This is a genomic window from Paraburkholderia sp. PAMB 6770 (genome assembly GCF_057748135.1).
This window is the reverse complement of sequence record NZ_CM173239.1, coordinates 536505-553208: the sequence shown is the minus strand read 5'-3', so window position 1 is coordinate 553208 and position 16704 is coordinate 536505. Positions and strand designations below refer to the sequence as shown.

The window sequence follows — 16704 nt, the reverse complement described above, 5'->3', positions numbered from 1 at the left end:
GTTCTAGCTTCCTGTCACGCGCCTTCGGTGCAGGCTTCGGTCCCGTGCCGGGCCGCAAACGCCGGAATGCGCCGGATCACGTTCTTCACGTGCTCGGTCGTGATCAGCCGGGTGCACTCGAACTGGCGCGGCGTGCCCGCATGGCGGGGACACCACAGGAAATCGCCGTGATCGAACGTGACCCGCACGTCGTTCCAGCAGCTGTTGCAGGTGTGATAGTTGATGACGCGATACGGCGTCTGGAATTCGTTGGTCGGATGCGTGAACCCGCTGATCATCACGACCGGCGTGCCCATCGCCCACGCGAGCCAGGACAGGCCGCTGCTCAGGCCGATGAAGAACGCCGCGTGCCGCAGCCAGCGCGCGCGCTCGGCGAGCGGCCGGTCGCCGGTCTGGTCTTCGGCGCCGTATGGAATGTGATTCCAGACCATACCCGTGCCGTGCGTCGCCTTCTGGTCGATGCAGATCACGCGGTAGCCGTGGTCTTTCAGGAACTGCACGAGTTCGCGCCAGCCATGCGGGTTGTTCCAGTACTTGCACTGCGTGGTGCTCTGCGCGGCCACGCACACATAGCGCTCCGCGATGGGGCGCGTGTCGTCCGGCAGATCGATGTCCGGGGCCTGCTCCTGCGGGTCCACGCCGAGGATGTAGCCGGCCGTGCGATGCAGCCCGACCAGCCGGAAGTCGCACGGCTGGCGCACGTTCTGCTCGTCGTCGAAGTACAGGCCGATGTTGTAGGTCGCGTAGAACTGCTCGGGACGCACTGCGTCCGGCGTCACGAACGCGATCGACGGATAACGCTCGCGGAACAGCCCGATCAGCGCCGCGCCCATCGAGCAGGTGAGACGGCAGCGGTGCTGCTCGCCGAACCTCGCCGCATACGGGAACCACGCAATCAGATCGCCGAGCGTGCCGACCGGGAACTGGATCAGCACGTCACGGCCGGTGCAGTCGAACCGATGCCGCAGCACCTCGCGATCGCCCGAGCGCACCTCGATCTCGAACGGCACGAAATACTTCTTGCTGCTCGCGACCACGCCGGCGGCAAGCCGGGTCTCGAACACCGTGTTGTTCGTCTCGGCGTCGGACAGCCGCACGTGCCAGTCGCCTTCGGGCAGCGTGATGCGGCAGCCGTCGTTGAAGTCGAAGCGGATGCCCTGCGGGCCGTGCTGGGTCGGCGTCGCCGCCGGCGCAACGAAATGCCCCTTGACGGCAGGGGCCGTTGACGTCTGCGACGCGGCGGCGTCCGCCTGCGAACCGTGTGCGGGAACCGGCTTTTTCTTCACGTTGCCTCCTTGTCGATGCCGCGCGGGCCCACTTCCCGACGCGACATCTCCGCTGCCTTCGCGGCACTTTCGATACACACGGGGCATGCCGGCGAACGCCGGCCACTGCCCGACTACCCGATGACCCGACCGGTCACGCATTACCGGTCAACATTCATTAATTAGCATGACTACGTAAACCGGGTAGATCCCGCGCGTCTGTTCACGCGCGCGGGGGCGCCTGCCACCATGTCCGCGCGCCCAATCCGGCTTCGGCTTTGGGTCTGGCTACGAATTCGGTTTCGGCTCCGCCTCAAATTTGACTGACAACTGAGCCGTCCGGCACCGGTTCCAGCCCATTCCGTCCGACTATCTGGGAATGCCCGGTTACCGCCCCAAGCCGACGGATGCACGAACATACCGAAAGCGACAGAATGATGTCAAGCAACTAAACGGTGCACAGACAAGCCGCGCACCCGCTTATTTTCACCTAAAGCACTGTTTTATATGCGTATTACTGCTGTAACGAAAGTCTTACCAAGGGTTTACCTATCCGATGACGTCGCTTTCGCCAGACACATGCGAGGAGGTTCGCATTTTTGTCAAACAACATTAAGCGAATGCCACACAGCGGCCCATCCGCGCCGCCCCCGACGGGTAACTGTCCCAACCGCACACGGATCAACTGTTCATGGATCGGCGCCGCGTCCGCTCCGATAATCGGCGCATTGCCTATCCGGAGGTCCGACGTGACGGGACATGCCCTCTTTTCAGCGAACCTGCTGCTCGCCTACACGGCCTATTTCATCGGCACCGCGAGTCCGGGGCCGAGCAATCTCGCGATCATGTCGATCGCGGCCAATCACGGACGCAAACCGGTGCTCGCATTCGCGGCCGGGGTCATCTCGGGGTCGATGTTCTGGGCGACGGTCGCCACGCTGGGCGTGTCGGCCGCCCTTCTTGCATGGTCCCAGTTCATTGTCGCGATCAGGATAGCGGGCGGACTGTATCTCCTGTGGCTCGCGTTCAGGTCGGCGCGCGCCGCCATCGCGGCCAACGTCGCGTCCTCCGTGCACGCGCCGCTCGCGCGCACGCCGGCGCGCTTCTATGCGCGCGGCGCATTGCTGCACCTCACCAATCCGAAAGCGGTGCTCGTGTGGGTGTCGATCGTCGCGCTGTCGTCGGGTCGCAGCGGATCGCCGCACGGCGCGGTCATCCCGGGCTGCGTGGCGATCGGCTGCATGGTGTTCGGCGGGTACGCGCTCCTGTTTTCGATGGACGCAACCCGCCGGTTCTATGCGCGCTCGCGCCGCGCCATGGAAGGGTGCCTCGCCTTCGTCTTCGGCATTGCCGGCATCCGCTTGCTGACGTCGCACGCGTAGCGCGGCAGCCCGCGCGCGGCGGCGGCGGCGGCGGCGGTTGCGGCGGTTGCGGCGGTTGCGGCGGTTGCGGCGGTTGCGGCGGTTGCGGCGGTTGCGGTTGCGGTTGCGGTTGCGGTTGCGGTTGCGGTTGCGGTTGCGGTTGCGGTTGCGGTTGCGGTTGCGGTTGCGGCTGCTTGGGCTGCTTGGGCTGCCTGGGCTGCCTGGGCTGCCTGGGCTGCTGCTACGACTCAAGCGCGGCGCGCTCGCCCGCACCCTTCGCCAGGCCTTCCCATAACCCGTTCAGATAGACCGCGCCCAGCGCGCGGTCGTAGAGCCCGTAGCCGGGCCGGCCGGTTTCGCCCCAGATCATCCGGCCGTGGTCGGGCCGCGCATAGCCGTCGAAGCCGACCTCGCGATACGCGCGCACGATTTCCGCCATGTCGAGCGAGCCGTCGGCCGAGCGATGCGAGGTCTCGTGAAAGCCGCCATGCGCATCGTGCCGCACGTTACGCAGGTGAGCGAAGTGAATGCGCCCGCGCGCGCCGAACTCGCGCACGAGCGCCGGGATATCGTTGCCGGGGTCCGCGCCAAGCGAGCCCGAGCACAGCGTGAGGCCGTTGGCCGCGTCATCGACGAGCGCGAGCACACGCGCGAGATCGTCGCGGTTCTTCACGATGCGCGGCAGCCCGAAGATCGGCCGCGGCGGATCGTCCGGATGGATCGCGAGCTTCACGCCCGCCTCGCGCGCGGCCGGCACGACGGCGCGCAGGAAATACGCGAGATGCGCCCACAGCGCGGCCTCGTCGAGCGCTTCGTACTCGCGCAGCAGCGCCTTCAGCGCGGCGGGCGCATAGCTCGTGTCCCAGCCGGGCAGCCGGATGCCCTCGCCGGGGTCGAGTTGCGCGATCGCCTGCGCGTCGAACGCGAGCGTCGTCGACCCGTCGGGCAGCCGCATGTCGAGCGTCGTGCGGGTCCAGTCGAAAACCGGCATGAAGTTGTAGCAGACCACCTTCACCCCGCATGCGCCCAGATGGCGCAGCGTCTCGCAATAGTTCGCGATCAGCGCATCGCGCGACGGCTTGCCGAGCTTGATGTCCTCGTGCACCGGCACGCTTTCGATCACTTCGAGCGCAAGGCCGTGTGCGGCGGCGCGCGCCTTGAGCGTGCGAATCCGTTCGAGCGGCCATGCCTCGCCCACCGGCACATCGTAGATCGCCGACACGATCCCGGTCACGCCCGGAATCTGCCGGATATACGCGAGCGGCACGGGATCGGCGTCGCCATACCAGCGCAAGGTCATCTTCACGTTCGCTCCTTCATCGATACGGTCCGGCCGCGCGGCGCGCCGCTCACGTGATCACCCCGACCTGCCACGGCACGAACTCGTTCTGTCCGTAGCCCTGCAGTTCGCTCTTCGAGCGCGTGCCCGACGCGCAGTCGAGCATCGCGCGAAAGATCGTCTCGCCCAGTTCGCCGATCGTCGCCGTCCCGTCGATGACGCCGCCGCAGTTGATGTCCATGTCGTCTTCCTGGCGCGCCCACAGCGCGTGGTTCGTCGCGAGCTTCAGCGACGGCGACGGCGCGCAGCCATACGCGGAACCGCGCCCGGTCGTGAAGCAGATCAGGTTTGCGCCGGACGCGACCTGGCCGGTCGCCGAAACCGGATCGTAGCCGGGCGAGTCCATGAACACGAGGCCGCGCGCGCTGACCGGCTGCGCGTATTCGTAGACGTCGACGAGATTCGTCGTGCCGCCCTTCGCCACCGCCCCGAGCGATTTTTCGAGGATCGTCGTGAGGCCGCCGGCCTTGTTGCCGGCCGACGGATTGTTGTCGAGCGCCGCACCGTTGCGCGCGCAATGATCGCGCCACCAGGCGATGCGCGCGAGCAGCCGCTCGCCCACCTCGGGCGTCGCCGCGCGGCGCGTGAGCAGATGCTCGGCGCCGTAGATCTCCGGCGTCTCCGACAGGATCGCGGTGCCGCCGTGCACGACGAGCCGGTCCACCGCGGCGCCGAGCGCCGGGTTCGCGGAGATGCCCGAATAGCCGTCCGAGCCGCCGCATTGCAGACCGACCGTCAGGTGCGATGCGGCCACCGGCTCGCGGCGCACGCGGTTCGCGTCCGCGAGCAGTTCGCGCACCATTGCCATGCCGCGCTCGACGGTCTTGCGCGTGCCGCCGCTGTCCTGAATCGTGAAGCTGCGCTGCGCGGCCGCCTGCGCGCCGCTCGCGAGCACGCCGTCGATCTGGTTCGTCTCGCAGCCGAGCCCGACGAACAGCACCGCCGCGAAGTTCGGATGCTGCGCGTAGCCAGCCAGCGTGCGCCGCAGGATCGCGATGCCCTCGCCGTGCGCGTCGATTCCGCAGCCGAGCCCGTGCGTGAGCGCGATCACGCCGTCGACGTGCGGATACGGCGCGAGCGCCTCCGGATGCACGTCGCGCCGGAAGTGATCGGCTATGGCGCGCGCAACGGTCGCCGAGCAGTTCACACTCGTCAGGATACCGATGTAATTGCGCGTCGCCACGCGCCCGTCCGGCCGCCGGATGCCCATGAAGGTCGCGGGCGAATCCACGTAGACGGTCGGCCGCGCGGCCGCGCCGAACGTGTGGACGCGCTCGAACTCGGCCATCCGCAGATTGTGCACGTGCACGTGCTGACCGCGCGCGATCGCCGCGCGCGCGACGCCGATGATCTGGTCGTAGCGCCGGACCGGCTCGCCCGGCGCGATCGCGCGCGTCGCGATCTTGTGGCCGGCCGGCACGAGCCCCGCGACGACGAGCGCCTCGGCGTCGATGCGCGCGCCGGGCAGCAACTGGCGTGTCGCGATCACGACGTCGTCGTTCGGATGCAGACGGATCGCCGCGGGGGCGAGCGAGCCTTCAGCAGATGCTTCGTTTGACATGAGACAGTCTCTTCGACGAGTGAAAACCGGCCGCTCAGACGGACGGCCGGACCGCATCCGGCAACGCGTGCGACGCGGACTCCGCAGGCAGCGGCTCGATCCGCCCGACGATCACCAGATAGCTGAATGCGCCGAGCACGCAGAAGCCGCCCGCGACGACCAGCGGAATCGTGAACGAACCCTTCGTCAGCGCGACCATCGCGCCGGTGAACGTCGTGATGACGATGCCGGCGAGATTCGACGCGAAGTTCTGGATGCCGCCGATCGACGCCACGTGATTCGGCGTCGGCGCGACATCGGCGGGCAGCGCCCAGATGCTCGCGGCCGCGAAGGCGAGGCTGCCGTATGAAATGCCGAAGCACGCGAGCATCGCCCACGTGTTCGACGTGAACGCGGACAACGTGATCGCCGAGGACGCGAGCATGCCGCCGACCATGCAGGTCTTGCGCGAGGCGGTCAGGCTCCAGCCGCGCTTCACGAGCGCATCGGACACCCAGCCGCCGAGCCAGCCGCCCGGAATCGCGATCAGCGCCGGAATCACCCCGAGCGAGCCGAGCGACTTCAGCGAAAAACCGCGCGTCTGCACGAGATAGCTCGGAAACCACGTGATGAAGAAGTAGATGACGAAGTTCAGGCAGAAGAAGCCGAGCATCATGCCCCACAGCGTGCGATAGCGAAACAGCGACGCCCACGGCACGCCGCCGTTGCCGGCGCGCGCCGGGGACACGGCGCTCGCCGCACGCTCGCCGGTCAGATCGCCGGCGGGCTCGCGGTAGAGGGCGACCCAGCCGACGATCCACAGCAGGCCGAGCAGGCCGGTCATCACGAAGGCCGCGCGCCAGCCGAGCGTGCCGACGATCAGCGCGACGACCGGAATCGACAGGGCCGAGCCCACGCGCGAGCCGCTGTCGTAGATGCTCGTCGCGAGCGCGCGCTCGTCGCGGCGGAACCACTGGCTCACGAGCTTCGCACACGACGGGTACGCCCCCGCCTCGCCGACCCCGAGCAGCAGCCGGCAGCCGAACATTGCCGCGGCACCCGACACCAGCGCCGTCGCCGCGGTGAACACCGACCACCAGCCCACCGCGATCGGCAGCGCGATGCGCGCGCCGACGCGATCGACGAACCAGCCGAACGGCATCTGCATGATCGCGTAGGTCCAGAAGAACCCGCTCAGCAGCAGCCCCATCTCGGCCGGACCGATGCCGAGCGTCTTCTCGATCTGCGGCGCGGCGACCGCGAGGTTCGCGCGGTCGATGTAGTTGACCGCAATCGCCAGAAAGCTCAGCAACACGACAACCCAACGCATCTTCCTCATGAATCTGTCTCCTCCAGGCGGCATCGTCGAACGGATTGCACCGGTGCGCCGGGATGCCGTCCGGGCGCGCCTCCGATGGGCACGCCGCGTTCCGCTCTATGGGCGAAATCGCGACGCGAGGCGGGCCAGCGCCCGTCGTTCGTCAGGCCGCGGCGCGCGACGCGAGCGCCGCATGCAGCCGCGCTTGCGGCAGATCCAGACCAAGCTCGCGCGCGAGCGCGATGACCGGCGCAAAGCGCCGCCGCTTCTTCTCTTCGTGATTGCGCGCGATGTCGGCGAGCCGGTGATCGAGGAACGGATTGCCGAACCGCTCGCGCACCTCGTCGAGGTACGCGCGCGCCGCATCGCCCTGGCCGAGCGCATCGAATACCGGCACCACCTCGTCGCGCCACAGCGCGTCGAGCCCGGCGCGCAATGCGGGGTCGCGCATGGCGGCAAGCGTGTTCTCGTCGGCCGGCCGGCGCCCGGCCAGCCAGCATTCGGCGAGATACGTGTGTCCCAGGTTCAGCAACAGCAGCTTCAGGCGCACGTAGTGATCGAGATCGTCGGTGACGACGATCGCCTCGTGCTCGCAGGGCAGCACCATCCGCTCCTGCCGCTCGATCGCCCATAGCGCATACGGCTCGGCAATCGCGCCGACCGGCTCGATCGGCTCCGACACGATCCGGTCGACGAGTGCGTTCACCCACACGCATCCGTGCTCGATGTAGTCGACGCAGTCCGGCGCCGCGCCCCAGTCGCGCGCGATCGCGGCGACAAGCGCGCGCAGCGTGTCGCCGTTGCGCGCGACGAGTTCGCACGGATACAGCGTAAGCGGCCGCGCGCCGGCGTCGTAGCGGGCTTTCAGCAGCACCGCGAGCTTCGCGACGAAGCCGCGCGGCACCCGCGCAGCGTCGTCGAGCAGCGCGGCGCGGTCCTCGGCAAAGAGCGCGTAGCCGCTGTCGCCGGTGTTCGAGATCACGACGCGCGCATCATGCGCGAAGCGCGCGCGCACAGTGGGCCAGTCGACGTTCGCATCGAGCGCTTCGGCTATCGCGTCGCCTTCGCGGGTCTCGTCGATCGTCACGCCGTGCTGCATCCCGCGCACGCGCACCGGGTAGCGGCCGTGTGCGCGCAGCGCGTCGATACGCGCGCGGCTCGCGGCGTTCGACGTGGTCTGCACGACCGTGATGTGCCCGAGCGCACGCCCCGCGCGCAGCGCATCGGAGACGAACAGGTCGACGTGCGCCTGCAGGAAACGGCTCGTGCCGAACTGGAGAATCGGTGGACTCATCGTGCGCGCGCGCTCAGCAGACGACGAGCGCCTTGATCACGCCCGCCTCGGGTTCGAGCAGCGTCGGGAAAGTCTGCGGCAGCGTGTCGAGCGCGAGACGGTGGGTATTCAGCACGTCGGTCGGAATCTTCCCCGCGCGCATCGCGTCGAGCACCGTCTCGAAGTCGGCGGGCGTCGCGTTGCGGCTCGCGAGCAGCGTCGTCTCGCGCTTGTGGAACTCGGGATCGGAAAAGCCGATGCGCGCGCTGACGATCGAGATCAGCACATAGGTGCCGCCGTGCGCGACGAATTCGAGGCCGCGCTCCATCGCGCGCGGGTTGCCGGTCGCGTCGAACACGACGTCGAAGCACTCGCCGTCGGTCCATGCGCGCAGCGACCCGGCGTCGGCGTCGCTGCCGCTGGTATCGAGCGCGACGGTGCAATCGGCGCCGAGCGAGCGGGCGCAGACGGCCAGGCGGTCCGCGCGCGAATCGAGCACCGCGACCCGCGCGCCGCGCAGCTTCGCGAAGATGATGGCCGCCATGCCGATCGGCCCGGCGCCGACCACCAGCACGCGCGCGCCCGCCGCGACACGGGCGCGCGCGACCGCGTGCGCGCCGATCGCGAGGAATTCGATCATCGCGGCCTGATCCAGCGACACGCCGCTCGCGTCGAACACGAATTCGTGCGGCACCGCGAGATACTCGGCCATGCCGCCGTCCGCATGCACGCCGAGCACGCGGATGTTCGTGCAGCAATTGGTCTTGCCGGCGCGACACGCGATGCAGTGTCCGCACGACAGATAAGGCATCACGTAGACCGCGTCGCCCGCTCTCACCCGCGCGCCCGGCGGCGCCGATTCGACGATGCCGGACAGTTCGTGGCCCATCACGCGCGGATACGACAGATACGGCTGGTTGCCGGTGAAGATGTGCAGATCGGTGCCGCAAACGCCGATCCGCTTCACGCGGATCAGCACGTCGCCGGGCCCGGCCGCGGGTTGAGGCCGCTCGGCGAGCGCCAGCCGGCCGGGTTGTTCGCAAATGACGGTTTTCATCGATCGATGCGCTGCGCGCGAGAAAAACGCGCACCGGGGACATGGGACGCGCCGGCCTATCTGGCCTGACCAGTCTCAAAAATACAGCCCCATGACAAACTGGTCAAGCCAATTCGGGCCCGAGGCGCCGGCAACGCCCGCCACCGGCGGCACCTGCCACCGGCGCGCCGCCCTCAGCGCGCCGCGTCCGCGAGCCGCGCGGCCTCGCCGGCACCCGCCGCGACCGGCAGGTCGAACTCGAACACCGCGCCGCGTCCCTCGCGGTCGACGAGCCGGATGCTGCTCCGATGCAGCATCAGCATCCGCTGCACGATCAGCAGCCCGAGGCCGCCGCCGCGATGCGCGCCGCCCGCGCTGAACGAGCGCTGGAACAGCCCGTCGCGGCGCTCGGCCGGAATGCCGGGGCCGGTATCCGAGACCGTCACGCGCACCTTCGCGTCGCGCAGCGCCAGCTCGACCTCGACGCGGCCGTGCTCGGGGGTATGCCGCAGCGCGTTGTCGAGCAGATTGGTCAGCACGCGCTCGATCATCCCGAGGTCGGCCACGACCGCCGGCACGCGCGGCGGAATCTGCGCGACGAGCGCGATATGACGCGCGTTCGCGGCCAGTTCGAACTTCTGGAACACGTCCTGCACGAGATCGACCAGCGAGCACGCTTCGAGCGCCGGCTGCACGCTGCCCGATTCCAGCCGCGCGAGTTCGAACAGCGCCTGTGCGAGCCGTCCAACCTTGGCGCTTTGCGCGAGCGCCACCGCCAGGTAGCGCTTGCGCTCGGCCTCGCCGAGCGTGCCGGACTTCAGCGCGAGCGTCTCCAGATAGCCGTGCAGCGACGTAAGCGGCGTGCGCAGGTCGTGCGAGATGTTCGCGATGAGCTCGCGCCGCTGCTGGTCCTGGCGCGTGAGCGCGCGCCACTGCTCGCCGATGCGGTCCGCCATCTGCGCGAACGTGCGTTCGAGCACCGCGATCTCGTCGCCGGACGACGAGCGCGGCACGCGCGGCTGCGTGTCGGGCTCGCCGTTCGCGTCGAAACGGCGCATCGCGTCGGTCAGCCGGCGCAGCGGCCGCGTGATGAAGCTGAACGCCATCAGCCCGGCCAGCAAGCCGAGCAGCGCGACGACGGCCATCGAACCGAGCGTCGTGCTGAGCACCGTGCTCGCCGCGACGCGGGCTGCCAGCCGGTCATGCGCCTCGCCGAGCAGCACGACGTAGATGTAGCCCGACGGCGGCTGTCCCGCGCGCTGCAGCGGCGCGACGCTGAACACGTTGTGCATGCCGGGATTGCGCGGGTCGTCGCCGAGGATCGGCAGCGGCTCGCCCGCGAGGAAGCGCCGCACCGGCGCGAGATCGACGCGCGCGAGCTTCACGCGGCCCGGCGGCGCGTCGTCGCCCTCGATGCGCCCCTGGTTGTCGAGCAGGTACACCTCGACGCTCGGATTCACGCCCATCAGCTGGCCGAACAGACGCCGCACCGCATCGGGCCGCAAGCCGTTCGCATCCATCAGCGGCGTGCTGTGCGCGATGTTGCTCGCGAGATCGCGCGACAGCCGCTGCACGACCTCCATCTCGCGCATGTCGTTCGCGCGGATCTGCAGCCACGCCGACATCCCGGAGCACGCGAGCAGCAGCACCGAGAACACGAGCGACAGCCGTTGCGTGAGCGAAAACCTCATGACGTTCCCCGCGCCGGCGCGGCGCCGCCGGGCGCGGCCAGCTTGTAGCCGAGTCCCCACACGGTGAGGATCCGCGCGGGCTGTGCCGGATCGACCTCGATCTTCGCGCGCAGCCGGTTGATGTGCGTGTTGACCGTGTGCTCGTAGCCGTCGTGCGAGTAGCCCCACACCGCATTGAGCAGGTCGATCCGCGAAAACACTTTCCCGGGATGCCGCGCGAAGAAGTACAGCAGGTCGAACTCGCGCGGCGTGAGCTCGATGCGCGCGCCGTCGACCGCCGCCTCGCGCGCGATCGGGTCGATCGTCAGGCCCGCGATGTCGAGCGTGCCCGCGTCGAGGCGCGAATCGCGCGCGAGCGCGTCGACGCGGCGCAGCAGCGCCTTCACGCGCGCGACGAGTTCGAGCACCGAAAACGGCTTCGCGAGATAGTCGTCGGCGCCGAGTTCAAGGCCGAGGATCCGGTGCACTTCGCTCGAGCGCGCGCTCGTGATGATGATCGGCGTGTAGCGCGCCATCGCGCGGGCGCGCCGGCAGATTTCGAGGCCGTCGACGCCCGGCAGCATCAGGTCGAGAATCAGCGCGTCCCAGCCGCCCTGTTCGAGCAGCCGCAGGCCCTCGGCGCCGTCCGCGCTGTGCACGACCTCGTAGCGCTCGTCGCGCAGGTGCAGGCTCAGCACGTCGGCGATGTCGGCGTCGTCCTCGACGATCAGGATGCGTTTCGCGTGGTCCATCGCGGGTCCGTCGGATGTCGGCCGCGGCGCGGCCCGTCAGGTCGGATGACGGCCGATGCCGCCCTCGTGTCATTGTGCAGAATTTCCGCGCCGCCAGTGGTCACAATTCGTTTAACTTTGGCTTGTGCCTGTGCTTCAAGCCCATTCGGATAACGCTTTCCGATCGAGCCCAAAGCGGAATTTTACGAATCCCGCCCGAACACCAGGCGCCGCTAGCACAAGTCGTCAACGAAGCGCGAACAGATACGGCGGTTCGTCACCGCGTCATACGGCGGGCGGTCCGCTCGTTCCTCTCACGACAAGTTCAATCGGCAGGCATTCGGACTCCGGCGTCGACTCCTCCTTCATCCAATGCAACAGGGCGCGTGCCGCGTGCACGCCGAGTTCATACGTCGGCAGCAGAACCGTGGTTAGCGAAGGTGTGATTTGCGAGGCAATCGGCAGATCGTCGCAGCCGACAATCGACAACTGGCGAGGTACGTCAATGCCGCTGCTTTGCGCTTCGAACAGGCACCCCATCGCCAGTACATCGTTTCCGCAAAAGACCGCGGTCGGCGCCGGCCGCAATTGCATCAGCAGCTTCAGACCGGCGCGCCCCCCCTCGTAGCCGAACGGGTGCTCGACGACATTCGCTTCAGGCAGCCTGATGCCGTGCTCTGCAAGCGTTTGTCTGAAACCTTCGACACGCTGCCGCGCGCGATCGTTTTGCCGCGTGAATCCTGATATCACGCCGAAGCGGCGATGTCCCAGTTCGAGCAGATGCTGTGCAGCAAGGCGGCCGATCTCGCGATTATCGAAGCCGATTACCGGCGCAAGGATTTCCTCGCGATCCCGTGCTCGCCCCGGGTACGTCCACATCAGCAGCAACGCCACGCGGCTCGCCCGAATCAGTTCGAAGGTCTGCGGCGCGTGGTCGATGCCGACCAGGACGACGGCGTCGACCGAACGCTCCAGCAACGCACGGACCACCTCGATTTCGGCCGCCGGGTTGTATTCGTGTGCGGAAATGAGCAGTTGATAGCCGGAACTCGACAGCGTGGACTGCAGCCCTTGCACCGCGCGCGCGAAGATCGCGTTGTCGAGCGTCGGCACTATCACGCCGACCAGACGCCCCCGCCCGAGCGCGAGCGCCCGCGCGGAGCCGTCCGGCACGTAGCCAAGCGCGGTGATCGCGTCCTGGATGCGAGCCCGGGTGTCGGCTTTCACGACCTCCGGATTGGACAGCGCGCGCGAGACCGTCGACGTCGATACGCCAGCTAAAGCGGCGACATCGCTAATGCGGGCTCGGGACATGGTGCTCATGACGTGCAGTGCAAGACTCGTTCAGTTGCCGCGATTTTAAACCGCACGTGCAAACGTATGACAGGCAACGCGCATCAGATTGGTGAAAACACGGATAGAACCCTTGCGAAATGAGCTTATATTTAAATGCAAGCGGTTGCATTTCATGCAGCATCGCCACGAAATAGCGCAAAACGAAACCGGCACAAGGGCCTTCATGGCCCTTAAAAAATCCGGCCGATACAAGCGCTTGCATTTCTTGCAGATCAATGAGGAGAAGGCAATGAGTGTTGTCTACCTGAAGAAAGCGACCAAGACGCCCGAGAGCGAAACCGCGACTGCGCAGCAGGTCGTCCAGGAGATGCTTGCACGCATCGAGAGCGGTGGCGAAGACGTCGTGCGAGCCTACGCCAGGCAACTCGATCAATGGGAAGGCTCGATCATCGTATCTGCCGGGGAGATCGAACGGCGCGCGTCGGAAGTGCCCGCGCACGTGCGGGCCGACATCGAATTCGCCGCGCGTCAGGTATTCGATTTCGCAGTCGCCCAGCGCCGTTCGATCGAAGACTTCGCCGTGGAGCTTCACCCCGGTGTCACCGCCGGCCAGAAGATCGTGCCTGTCAACGTGGTCGGGTGCTATGCGCCGGCCGGACGCTACGCGCACATTGCCTCCGCCTACATGACCGTCGCGACCGCCAAGGCGGCCGGCGTCAAGACCGTGATCGCGTGCTCCAGCCCGTTTCGCGGCGGCGGCATCCACCCCTACGTGCTCTATGCCTTCAAGGCCGCGGGCGCCGACATCGTGATGACGCTCGGCGGCGTCCAGGCGATTGCATCGATGGCGCTGGGTCTCTTCACCGGCAAGCAGGCCGACGTCATCGTCGGGCCCGGCAACAAGTTCGTCGCGGAAGCAAAGCGGACGCTGTTCGGCAAGGTGGGCATCGACGTGTTTGCCGGCCCGTCCGAGATCGCCGTCATTGCCGACGACACGGCGGACGCGCAGATCGTTGCGAGCGACCTGGTCGGCCAGGCCGAGCATGGCCACGAATCACCGGCGTGGCTCTTCACGACGTCCCGGGCGCTCGCCGACACCGTGATGCGGCTCGTGCCCGAGCTGATCGCCGACCTTCCTCCGACCGCGCGAGAAGCAGCGGGAGCCGCATGGCGGGACTATGGCGAAGTCGTGTTTTGCGACACGCGCGAAGAGGTCGTGGAGGTATCGGACCGCTACGCCGCCGAGCATCTGGAGGTGCAGGCTGCGGATCTCGACTGGTGGCTCAAGCACCTGACTTGCTATGGCTCGCTCTTTCTCGGCGAGGAGACCACGGTCGCGTTCGGCGACAAAACGAGCGGGCCCAATCACGTGCTGCCCACCAAGGGCGCCGCGCGCTACTCGGGTGGCCTGTCGGTCCACAAGTTCATCAAGACGCTGACATGGCAGCGCATGACACGCGATGCGGCCAGGCAGATCGGCGAAGTGACCGCGCGCATCTCCCGGCTCGAAGGCATGGAAGCGCACGCGCGCACCGCAGACGACCGGTTGCGCAAGTACTTTCCGGACGAACAGTTCCTGCGCGGCGAACCGGTTCAGGTTTGACGCCTCGCTGCCATCGGTCCCAAGGAGCTCGACTTGAACATGAACCGTATGTTCGACCTGCACGGCCGCACCGCGCTCGTCACGGGCGGCAATGCCGGGATTGGAGCCGCACTGGCGAAAGCGCTAGGGTATGCGGGCGCGCGCGTCGTGCTCGTGGCGCGACGGCGCACGGCGCTCGACGCCACCGCGAGTGCGCTGCAGGCGGAAGGCATCGAGGCGTACACGAGCGCATGCGACCTGAGTGACCTGGCCGCCGCGCGTGCATGCGCGCTCGACGCGGCAGACCGGTATGGAGCAATCGACATTCTCGTCAACGCGGCCGGCATCAACCTGCGTCAACCGTTCGAGGAAGTCACGCCGGATACCTGGCAGCAGCAGCTCGCGATTCACCTGGGCACGCCGTTCTTTCTGACGCAGGCGCTGGCGCCGCAGATGAAAACGAGCGGCTACGGCCGCATCATCAATATCGCGTCGCTGCAGTCGTATCGCGCCTTCGGCAATAGCGCGCCGTATGGCGCCGCGAAGGGGGGCATCGTGCAGCTGACGCGCGCAATCGCGCAGGCATGGTCGGTGCACGGCATCACTTGCAATGCCCTCGGTCCAGGGTTCTTTCCGACAGCGCTGACCGCACCGGTATTCGACGAGCCAGGTCTCGCCGACCATCACGCACGGCAGACCTGCATCGGCCGCAACGGTCGCCTCGAAGACCTCTACGGCGCGGCCGTCTTCCTTGCCAGCGAGGCATCGGCCTATATCACCGGGCAAACCCTCATGGTCGACGGCGGCTATACGGCGCGTTGAACACAGTGACGGAGAACGTAAATGAAAGCGCTTGTTTATACGCAGCCCAACGAGATCCAACTGCTCGAACGCCCGTATCCGGAGATCGGCGATGAAGAAGTCATCGTCAAGATCGACGCAGTCGGCATTTGCGGCTCGGACATGCATGCGTTCCATGGCCATGATCCGCGACGCAATCCGGGGCTCGTGCTGGGTCACGAGTTCTCGGGAACGATTGCCGATACACGCGCACGAGACCTGCGGCGCGGCATGCGCGTCACCGGCAATCCGTTGATCACGTGCGGGCGCTGCGAGTACTGCGAGCAGGGGCGCGACAATCTCTGCGTGAATCGCACCATGGTCGGCATGACGCGGCCTGGGGCGTTCGCGGAATACATGTCGATTCCGGCTACGAGCATCATCGAGATACCACCGGACATGCCGGCGGCCCATGCGGCCGTCACCGAACCGGCTGCGACGGCCTTGCACGCGCTGAACCTGTCGATGCGCGTCTTGACGAGGCCGCTGCCGGAAACCCGCACGCTGGTCATCGGCGGCGGCGCGATCGGCATGCTTTCGGCACTGCTGCTGCGCTCGTATGGTTGCCGCGCAATAGAGCTGGCGGAGGTCAATTCTTTGAGAAGGGCATCAGCTGCCCGATACGCCGGCTGCCATGCATTCAATCCCCTCGACACCGCGGTGCCCGACAACCGGTTCGACTTCGTCATCGACGCCGTCGGCGCGAAGCCGACCCGCACCCTGGCGCTGGCGGCCATCAAGCCGGGCGGCGTCGTCATGCATATTGGCCTGCAGGACTGGGCGAGCGAAATCGACATGCGCAAGCTGACCCTCGCCGAAATCACGTTGCTCGGCAGCTATACGTATTCGATGTCCGATCTTCGGGCGACCGTGGCCGCGTTGCACGAGGGCGCCTTCGGCTCATTCGAATGGCTCGACATCCGCCCGCTGGACGAAGGAGGCCAGGTGTTCAACGAACTCGACAAGGGCCGTATTGCGGCCAGCAAGGTCATCTTGACCCCAGGGGCATGACGCCCCCGGGGGGCATGGAATCCAGCCCCACACACAGGAACGGGAGACAGCAAATGAGCAAACCCGCTGCAGCAGCGCGCGATTCAAAGTCGCAGGCATCGGCGCCGACGATCCATATCGTTCTGCACGAAGCAAAGGATACCGTTGGTGTCGCAGTCGTCGAAGGCATCAAGGCCGGCGAGCGGCTGAGGGCGTGGATCATGGACGACGACGAAATCATCACCGTCGTCGCGAAACAGGACATTCCGATCGGCCACAAGATCGCGCTGAAGGACATGGCCGTGGGCGACACGGTTTTCAAGTATGGCGTCGACATCGGCCGCGTGGTGGCGCCAATTACCGCCGGCGAACACGCGCACGTTCACAACATCAAGACGAAACGCTGGTGAAGCGGCCCGTCCGGCACATCAGCGCGCATTATCGACAACAGCCAAACCGGGAG

General features: G+C 67.3%; 14 protein-coding genes. 5 read left to right on the top strand and 9 right to left on the bottom strand.

From position 1 onward, the window contains the following. Window positions 1-14: 14 nt before the first annotated feature. Window positions 15-1286 (bottom strand): autotransporter strand-loop-strand O-heptosyltransferase, encoded by a 1272-nt coding sequence (locus AC3AP7_RS20030; protein WP_487364309.1) that lies wholly within the window; start codon window positions 1284-1286, stop codon window positions 15-17. A gap of 728 nt (window positions 1287-2014) precedes the next feature. On the opposite strand from AC3AP7_RS20030, the gene AC3AP7_RS20025 reads away from it, so the two are divergent. Further along, on the top strand, window positions 2015-2647 hold the full coding sequence (locus AC3AP7_RS20025) for a LysE family translocator (RefSeq protein WP_487364308.1): 633 nt from the start codon (window positions 2015-2017) through the stop codon (window positions 2645-2647). Between the two features lie 220 nt (window positions 2648-2867). Here the strand turns inward: AC3AP7_RS20025 and AC3AP7_RS20020 are convergent, their stop codons facing one another. The 8 genes from AC3AP7_RS20020 to AC3AP7_RS19985 all read right to left on the bottom strand — a co-directional run bounded on the left by AC3AP7_RS20020 (window position 2868) and on the right by AC3AP7_RS19985 (window position 12847). Next, window positions 2868-3932, bottom strand: a complete 1065-nt coding sequence (locus AC3AP7_RS20020; protein WP_487364307.1) for a mannonate dehydratase — start codon at window positions 3930-3932, stop codon at window positions 2868-2870. A gap of 43 nt (window positions 3933-3975) precedes the next feature. Then, complete coding sequence (locus AC3AP7_RS20015) at window positions 3976-5526, bottom strand: UxaA family hydrolase (RefSeq protein WP_487364306.1); 1551 nt, start codon at window positions 5524-5526, stop codon at window positions 3976-3978. A gap of 34 nt (window positions 5527-5560) precedes the next feature. Beyond that, window positions 5561-6844 (bottom strand): MFS transporter, encoded by a 1284-nt coding sequence (locus AC3AP7_RS20010; RefSeq protein WP_487364305.1) that lies wholly within the window; start codon window positions 6842-6844, stop codon window positions 5561-5563. A 142-nt stretch (window positions 6845-6986) separates the two neighbouring features. Further along, complete coding sequence (locus tag AC3AP7_RS20005) at window positions 6987-8117, bottom strand: mannitol dehydrogenase family protein (RefSeq protein ID WP_487364304.1); 1131 nt, start codon at window positions 8115-8117, stop codon at window positions 6987-6989. 13 nt (window positions 8118-8130) lie between these two features. Further along, the gene (locus AC3AP7_RS20000; RefSeq protein ID WP_487364303.1) at window positions 8131-9153 is read right to left on the bottom strand and encodes a zinc-binding alcohol dehydrogenase family protein; all 1023 of its coding nucleotides are present in this window, start codon (window positions 9151-9153) and stop codon (window positions 8131-8133) included. 173 nt (window positions 9154-9326) lie between these two features. Further along, on the bottom strand, window positions 9327-10823 hold the full coding sequence (locus tag AC3AP7_RS19995; protein ID WP_487364302.1) for a sensor histidine kinase: 1497 nt from the start codon (window positions 10821-10823) through the stop codon (window positions 9327-9329). Continuing rightward, a complete protein-coding gene (locus tag AC3AP7_RS19990; RefSeq protein ID WP_487364301.1) occupies window positions 10820-11554 on the bottom strand; it encodes a response regulator transcription factor in 735 nt (244 codons plus the stop codon). Before AC3AP7_RS19990 ends, AC3AP7_RS19995 begins: the two co-directional genes overlap by 4 nt. 264 nt (window positions 11555-11818) lie before the next feature. Then, window positions 11819-12847 carry a LacI family DNA-binding transcriptional regulator gene (locus AC3AP7_RS19985; protein WP_487364300.1) on the bottom strand — a complete coding sequence of 343 codons (1029 nt, stop codon included), beginning with the start codon at window positions 12845-12847 and terminating at the stop codon, window positions 11819-11821. Window positions 12848-13118: 271 nt separating this feature from the next. Here AC3AP7_RS19985 and hpsN point away from each other — a divergent pair, with 271 nt between their 5' ends. Genes hpsN through AC3AP7_RS19965 form a run of 4 tightly spaced genes read left to right on the top strand, consistent with a single transcriptional unit; the run spans window position 13119 to window position 16651 of the window. After that, window positions 13119-14432: a sulfopropanediol 3-dehydrogenase gene (hpsN, locus tag AC3AP7_RS19980; protein ID WP_487364949.1), complete on the top strand. Its 1314-nt coding sequence runs from the start codon at window positions 13119-13121 to the stop codon at window positions 14430-14432. Between the two features lie 33 nt (window positions 14433-14465). Continuing rightward, a complete protein-coding gene (locus AC3AP7_RS19975) occupies window positions 14466-15233 on the top strand; it encodes an SDR family NAD(P)-dependent oxidoreductase (RefSeq protein WP_487364299.1) in 768 nt (255 codons plus the stop codon). Between the two features lie 21 nt (window positions 15234-15254). Beyond that, the gene (locus AC3AP7_RS19970; RefSeq protein ID WP_487364298.1) at window positions 15255-16262 is read left to right on the top strand and encodes a galactitol-1-phosphate 5-dehydrogenase; all 1008 of its coding nucleotides are present in this window, start codon (window positions 15255-15257) and stop codon (window positions 16260-16262) included. 53 nt (window positions 16263-16315) lie between these two features. Continuing rightward, on the top strand, window positions 16316-16651 hold the full coding sequence (locus AC3AP7_RS19965; protein ID WP_487364297.1) for a UxaA family hydrolase: 336 nt from the start codon (window positions 16316-16318) through the stop codon (window positions 16649-16651). Window positions 16652-16704 lie beyond the last annotated feature (53 nt).